The sequence below is a fragment of the Bradyrhizobium sp. PRIMUS42 genome (assembly GCF_023006515.1).
Lineage (GTDB): Bacteria > Pseudomonadota > Alphaproteobacteria > Rhizobiales > Xanthobacteraceae > Bradyrhizobium.
Genome location: NZ_JALBGZ010000374.1, coordinates 1 through 6,298 on the forward strand (window position 1 = coordinate 1; position 6,298 = coordinate 6,298).

The following is a 6,298-nucleotide window of genomic DNA, read 5'->3' on the forward strand; positions in this document are numbered from 1 at the left end:
CGAGCGCATGATCGCTGCGTCGATCTCGGCGATGACGCGGCGCTGGATCGCCTCGTTCTTGTCGATCGAGATATGGCCGACGCCGGTGCCGCGCACGTCGACGTTGTCGAGCTTGCCGCGGAAACCGTCGGCGCGCTTCACCGGCTCGCCGGGACCATCGCCGATATAGATGTTGATGTAACGCTCCGCGCCGGTCGAGAGCCTGGTCTTGAACACGGAGTCGAGGCCGATCGCGAGCTTCACGGGCACGCCGAGCCGGTTGAGTTTCGCGATCATGTCGGGCAGCGCGGTCGCGCCGGAGGAATGGCCGACCAGGACGATGGTCTTGAGCCGGCCGGCCTTGTAGGCGGTCGCGGCTTCATCGGCGAGCGAGGACCAGGAGACGAAGTTGGCGACGGTCACAGGGACGCCCTGCGCCTGGAGCCGGGCACCGATCGTGTCGAGCCCGAGCGAGAAAATGTTGAGCACACCGCGAAGCAGGTAGACATGCGTGGTCGCGGCCGCGGCCTGGCTGGGCGCGGCCTTGGCGGTGGTCGGGTTGATGGCAATAGCTGACAGCAGGAGCAGGCACATCGCCCACACGCGGAGGGCGGACAACTGGCTGGCGCCGGCGGTGTGACGGCCGTTCGGTCTCATCGATCTATTCCCTGGGGACAATACGCTTTGCGATTGGCCGGAATCGTAGCCACGGCCTGCTCGCAGACGCAACAAAGAGGCACGTGAACGACAATCTTAGCCACAGCCCGTGACCATCGCGCAACACACCTGCCCGAAACATGCCACCAAAGGGCCTGTTTGGGGACCATTTTCCTCCGGACAATTGCGGCCGGGCAAGTGCGTTCCTATTTCAGGGCTCCGCTGACCTCCCTCCCCGGACGGTTCCAGCCTCCCCTCCCAGCCTTTGCCCCCAGCCTTGCGGCCATCATGTCCTCAATCATTTCCGTCGCCAATCTGTCCAAGACCTATGGGTCCGGCTTCACGGCGCTCAAGAACGTCAATCTCGACATCAAGCGCGGCGAGATCTTCGCGCTGCTCGGTCCCAACGGTGCGGGCAAGACCACGCTGATCTCGATCATCTGCGGCATCGCCAATGCCAGCGAAGGCCGCGTCCTCGTCGGCGGCGAGGACATCCGGACCTCCTACCGCAAGGCGCGCTCGCTGATCGGACTCGTGCCGCAGGAATTGCACACCGATTCCTTCGAGAGTGTGTGGGCCACCGTGAGCTTCTCCCGCGGCCTGTTCGGCAAGCCGAAGAATCCTGCCCATATCGAGAAGGTGCTGAAGGACCTCTCGCTGTGGGACAAGAAGGACAACAAGATCATCACGCTGTCCGGCGGCATGAAGCGCCGCGTGATGATCGCCAAAGCGCTGTCGCACGAGCCGCAGATCCTGTTCCTGGACGAGCCGACCGCCGGTGTCGACGTCGAGTTGCGCAAGGGCATGTGGGAGGTGGTGCGCACCCTCCAGCAGTCCGGCGTCACCATCATCCTCACCACGCATTACATCGAGGAAGCCGAGGAGATGGCCGACCGCATCGGCGTCATCAACAAGGGCGAGATCGTGCTGATCGAGGACAAGACGACCTTGATGCAGAAGCTCGGCAAGAAGCGGCTGACGCTGCATCTGCAGAACAAGATCACGTCGCTGCCGGAAAGCCTCAGCCATTACGAGCTCGAACTCTGCGATGCCGGCGCCACGCTGGTCTACGACTACGACACCAAGGGTGAGCGCACCGGCATCACCAGCCTGCTCGGCGATCTCCGCACCGCCGGCATCCGCTTCAACGATCTCGATACGACGCAATCGTCGCTCGAGGACATCTTCGTCGATCTCGTGAGGACGTCATGAACCACCGCGCCATCCGCGCCATCTATCTGTTCGAAATGGCGCGCACCTGGCGCACGCTGCTGCAAAGCATCGTCTCGCCGGTGGTTTCCACCTCTCTCTATTTCGTGGTCTTCGGCGCCGCGATCGGCTCGCGCATCAGCCAGGTCGAGGGCGTCAGCTACGGCACCTTCATCGTGCCGGGCCTGATCATGCTCTCGGTGCTGACCCAGAGCATCGCCAACGCCTCGTTCGGCATCTACTTTCCGAAATTCACCGGCACGATCTACGAGATCCTGTCGGCGCCGATCTCCTATTTCGAGATCGTGCTCGGCTATGTCGGTGCCGCCGCGACCAAGTCGATCATTTTGGGCCTCATCATCCTGGCAACAGCCGGTCTGTTCGTGCCGCTGCACATCCAGCACCCGGTCTGGATGCTGACCTTCCTGGTGCTGACGGCGGTGACGTTCAGCCTGTTCGGTTTCATCATCGGCATCTGGGCCGACGGGTTCGAAAAGCTGCAGATGATCCCGATGCTGGTGGTGACGCCACTGACCTTCCTCGGCGGCAGCTTCTATTCCATCGACATGCTGCCGCCCACCTGGCGCACGGTGGCGCTGCTCAACCCGGTCGTCTATCTGATCTCCGGCTTCCGCTGGAGCTTCTATGAGATCGCTGACGTCAGCGTGTCCGTCAGCATCGGCATGACGGTGGCGTTCCTGGTGATCTGCCTGGTCGTGATCTGGTGGATTTTCAGGACGGGGTACCGGCTGAAGAATTGAGACGGCTAGTAGCGCGGATGGAGCGCAGCGAAATCCGGGGCAGTCTTTCCGAGCCGTGAAAGACCCGGATTGCGCTGCGCTCCATCCGGGCTACGGGGGCCATCACCGATAGCAATGGAAGTGGTGATATCCGTCATAGTAGCCGCGGCAGCGGTGGCGGTAATGACGGTGGGGAATCCCAAGCACACCCTCGACTGCGCCAACGGCGCCGCCGACACCGGCGCCGACGACGCCTCCAACCGCGCCGCCCACGGGGCCGGCGATCCGGTTACCTTCATAGGAGCCTTCCTGGGCGCCGCGCACGATGCCCTGGGCGTGGCCGGCTTGCGGCAGTGACAACAGCGCGAGCAGAAGGGCGGCAGCTGCGAACAGCAGGCGGCCGGGCAAACTGGCCGGCAATGGCGCGGCGGCGAGACGGGCTTTGTTCATCTTCGGTCCCAGGGCATGATGCGGGGTGAATGGCGGCGAGCGCGCCTGTCAAAGGTAGGCGATCATCAACGCACCGAGCGGCGGAATGGTTGCGCCTTTGTGACGAATTGTCGGCGTGGTGCACCCGCGCCGCTCGCGAAAATGTCAGCGCCGCCGCAAGCTACGCGGCACAAAGCGGCCTTGCTTACGCCCGCCGTCGCGTTAACGATGGGCAGGCAGGCCGCTGGAACCAAAGCCGGATTGCAGGCATATTGCACGCCGGGACGGAGAGCCGCGGCGCCTAGCGTGAACAGGCCGGAGGCCAGAATTCAAATGCGTTTCCAGATGCGTTCATTTTTCATTGCTTTCACATCCCTGATGCTTTTGAGCGCGGGCACCGCGCAGGCCAAGGTCGAGATCACCGTCGACAAGGACAACCAGCAGATGACCGTCGCCGTCGACGGCGTGGCGCGCTATCACTGGCCGGTGTCGACCGGCATCCCCTCGCGCGAGACGCCGAGCGGCGCGTTCCGTACCTTCCGGATGGAAGAGGATCACTACTCCAAGGAATTCGACGACGCGCCGATGCCGCACGCGATCTTCTTCACGAAAGTAGGTCACGCCATCCACGGCACGGACTCGGTTGGCCGCCTCGGCTCGCCCGCCTCCCATGGCTGCGTGCGTCTGTCGCGCCAGAATGCCTCGACGCTCTATGCGCTGGTGCAGCAGCAAGGCGTGCTCAACACCACGGTGACGCTGACCGGCTCGTCGCAAGTGGCCCTGGCACGCAATCCGCGTGGCCGCGCCAACACTGCGGTGGCGCGGGCTCCGCAGCAGCCCACTGAGGAGCAATACGCCACCACAGGCGATCCCGTGAACCTGACGCCGCCGGCGCAGCCCGCCCGCCGCTACATGCCGCAGGACGACAACTACATCTATCCCGCCGACGGCAGCGACACCGGCGCGCGCTATCCCGCGCCGCGCTCGGCCAACCGCCCGCTCTATGACGCGCAGGTCTATCAGCAGCAGCCGCAGCAATATTACAATCAGGGCTACGGCCAGCAGGGCTATTATCAGCCACAGCCCCGGCAGGTTTATCAGCCACGCGGCTATTACTATCAGAACTGACGCGACCGTCCGCGGTCGCCATCGACCGCTCTCGCCGATTAGCACGAGCAGCAGATATCGCTTCGAGGCACCATGCCATCACGTGCCGCGACCATCGTGACCGTGTTCTCGATTCTGATGGCGGGACAAGCCATGGGATTCGACCTCGAGGCGCATCGCGGCGGGCGGGCGCTGTTGCCGGAAAACACCCTGCCCGCCTTCGCCAACGCGCTGTCGATGGGCGTGGACACGCTGGAGCTCGACGTCGGCGTGACCGCGGACGGCGCGGTCGTCGTCTCGCATGAGCGCGGGCTCAATCCTGATCTCGCCCGCGGTGTCGGCGGCGCCTACATAACTGCACCCGGCACGCCCTTGGTAAAACTGCGGCTCGACGAGGTCAGGACCTATGACGTCGGCCAGATCCGGCCGGACAGCGCCTATGCGAAACAATTCCCCGACCAGCGGGCCCTGCCGGGGACACGCATTCCCACCTTGAGCGAGCTGTTCGCGCTGGTACGAAAATCCGGCAACTCGCGTGTGCGCTTGAACATCGAGACCAAGATCGATCCGAACCATCCGGACCAATCCCTCGACCCGCAAGCCTTTGTCGCGAAGCTGCTGGGACTGATCGAGACCGAAACCTTTTCCGACAGGGTCATGATCCAGTCTTTCGACTGGAGAACCTTGCAGCTCGTCCAGCAGCAGGCTCCGAAGATCCCGACGGTGTACCTGACGCTCCAGCGCGGCTCAGGCCAGACAGTGGCGCTGGACAAGGCCACCAACTGGACGGCGGGCTTCAGCCCGGCCGATCACGGCGGTTCGCTGCCGCGGACGATCAAGGCTGCGGGCGGTGCGATCTGGTCGCCCTATTTCGGCGATGTGACCGCCGCGCTCATCTCGGAGGCCCACGACCTCGGATTGCGCGTTGTGGTGTGGACGGTCAACAAGCGCGAAGACATGACGCGGATGATCGAGCTCGGTGCCGACGGCATTATCTCGGACAGGCCGGACCTGTTGAGAGCCGTCGCGGGCGAGAAGGGAATTGCGCTGCCGGCGGGGACGCCGGTCGAGCCGTAGAATCGCTCTCGTGTCCCGGACGCGGTGCAGCGTGCAACGCTGCTCCGCAGAGCCGGGACCCAGAACCCTGCGCCATGGGCCCCGGATCTGCAGCGCATCACTTTGTGCTGCGCAGCGCCGGGGCACAAAGCACCCAGACTTGCAGCTCTACTCCCCGTCCCTCAAGCGCCGATACAACGCGCCCAGGATGTTGGAATAGTCGTCGGTCCAGACCCGCACCCTGTCGTCGGCTTCGGTCTGCTCCCATGATTTGGAGGCGGCGAGCCGGCCGATATCGGCATCCTCGCGCGCGGAGATGACGACGTCGGTCGAGAAAATGTAGTCACCATCGCGTCCTGAATCCTCGTTGAAGACCCAACTCTTGAGATCGTTGGCATCCGCAATGCCGACCACGACGGTCTCGAGATCGAGGTGGCGGTTGGAGACGTGCATGACCACGGCACCATGCGGCGCGAGCTTGTCCTTGTAGATCTTCATCGCCTCTTCGGTGGCGAGATGGATCGGGATTGCATCCGACGAATAGGCATCGACGATGATGAGGTCGTAGGCGCCGTCGGGCTCCTTGGCGAAGGTGAGGCGCGCATCGCCGATCACCGGTTTCATGTCCGGCATGCAGCTCGAGATGTAGCGGAAATTTTTGGGGTCACGCGCGGCATCGACCATCGACTGGTCGATCTCGAAAAATGTCCAGTCCTCGCCAGGCGCGGCGGCACAGGCGAGCGTGCCCGATCCGACGCCGATCGCGGCGACCTTGAGCGGCGCACCCTTGCGCTCGCGGATCGCGCTGACGGCCTGACCGATGCCGCCATCCTTGTGATAATAGGTGATCGGCTCGGGCCGGCCGGCGACCGGCGTGCCGTCATTGTTGCGGAAACGCTCGGCGCCATGGATGGTGGTACCGTGCATCAGCACATGGAAATAGCCACCGGGCGTCACCACGATCTTGTGCACGCCGAAGAAGCTGCGCACCGTGGTGACGCGGCCCTCGTCCGCCGGATAGACCCGGATCAACGCCAGCGCGAGCGCGACGGTGGCGAAGATTTTCCAGCGGCCGGCATTGAGCGCCAGCGCGAGCAGCGCCGCGAGCACGCCGACGCTGC

Annotated in this window: 7 protein-coding genes; 4 read left to right on the forward strand and 3 right to left on the reverse strand. The window is 64.1% G+C overall.

All coding sequences use genetic code 11. The features are described 5' to 3' along the window. Positions 1-636 (reverse strand): hypothetical protein (locus MOV75_RS23800; RefSeq protein WP_247006720.1); only part of this gene is annotated, 636 nt, incomplete at its 3' end. A gap of 288 nt (positions 637-924) precedes the next feature. On the opposite strand from MOV75_RS23800, the gene MOV75_RS23805 reads away from it, so the two are divergent. Together MOV75_RS23805 and MOV75_RS23810 are read left to right on the forward strand one after the other, a co-directional pair. Further along, positions 925-1,848 (forward strand): ABC transporter ATP-binding protein, encoded by a 924-nt coding sequence (locus MOV75_RS23805; RefSeq protein ID WP_246931672.1) that lies wholly within the window; start codon positions 925-927, stop codon positions 1,846-1,848. After that, positions 1,845-2,606, forward strand: coding sequence for an ABC transporter permease (locus MOV75_RS23810; protein WP_246931670.1), 762 nt, complete (start codon positions 1,845-1,847; stop codon positions 2,604-2,606). The genes MOV75_RS23805 and MOV75_RS23810 overlap by 4 nt, the downstream gene beginning before the upstream one ends. 102 nt (positions 2,607-2,708) lie before the next feature. Here the strand turns inward: MOV75_RS23810 and MOV75_RS23815 are convergent, their stop codons facing one another. Next, complete coding sequence (locus tag MOV75_RS23815; protein ID WP_247006721.1) at positions 2,709-3,035, reverse strand: hypothetical protein; 327 nt, start codon at positions 3,033-3,035, stop codon at positions 2,709-2,711. A 312-nt stretch (positions 3,036-3,347) separates the two neighbouring features. Between MOV75_RS23815 and MOV75_RS23820 the strand changes: the two genes are divergently transcribed. After that, positions 3,348-4,142 carry a L,D-transpeptidase gene (locus MOV75_RS23820; RefSeq protein ID WP_247006722.1) on the forward strand — a complete coding sequence of 265 codons (795 nt, stop codon included), beginning with the start codon at positions 3,348-3,350 and terminating at the stop codon, positions 4,140-4,142. 72 nt (positions 4,143-4,214) lie between these two features. Next, on the forward strand, positions 4,215-5,198 hold the full coding sequence (locus MOV75_RS23825; RefSeq protein ID WP_247006723.1) for a glycerophosphodiester phosphodiesterase: 984 nt from the start codon (positions 4,215-4,217) through the stop codon (positions 5,196-5,198). A gap of 147 nt (positions 5,199-5,345) precedes the next feature. Here the strand turns inward: MOV75_RS23825 and MOV75_RS23830 are convergent. Next, on the reverse strand, positions 5,346-6,298 hold a 953-nt coding region (locus tag MOV75_RS23830), incomplete at its 5' end, for a spermidine synthase (RefSeq protein WP_247006724.1).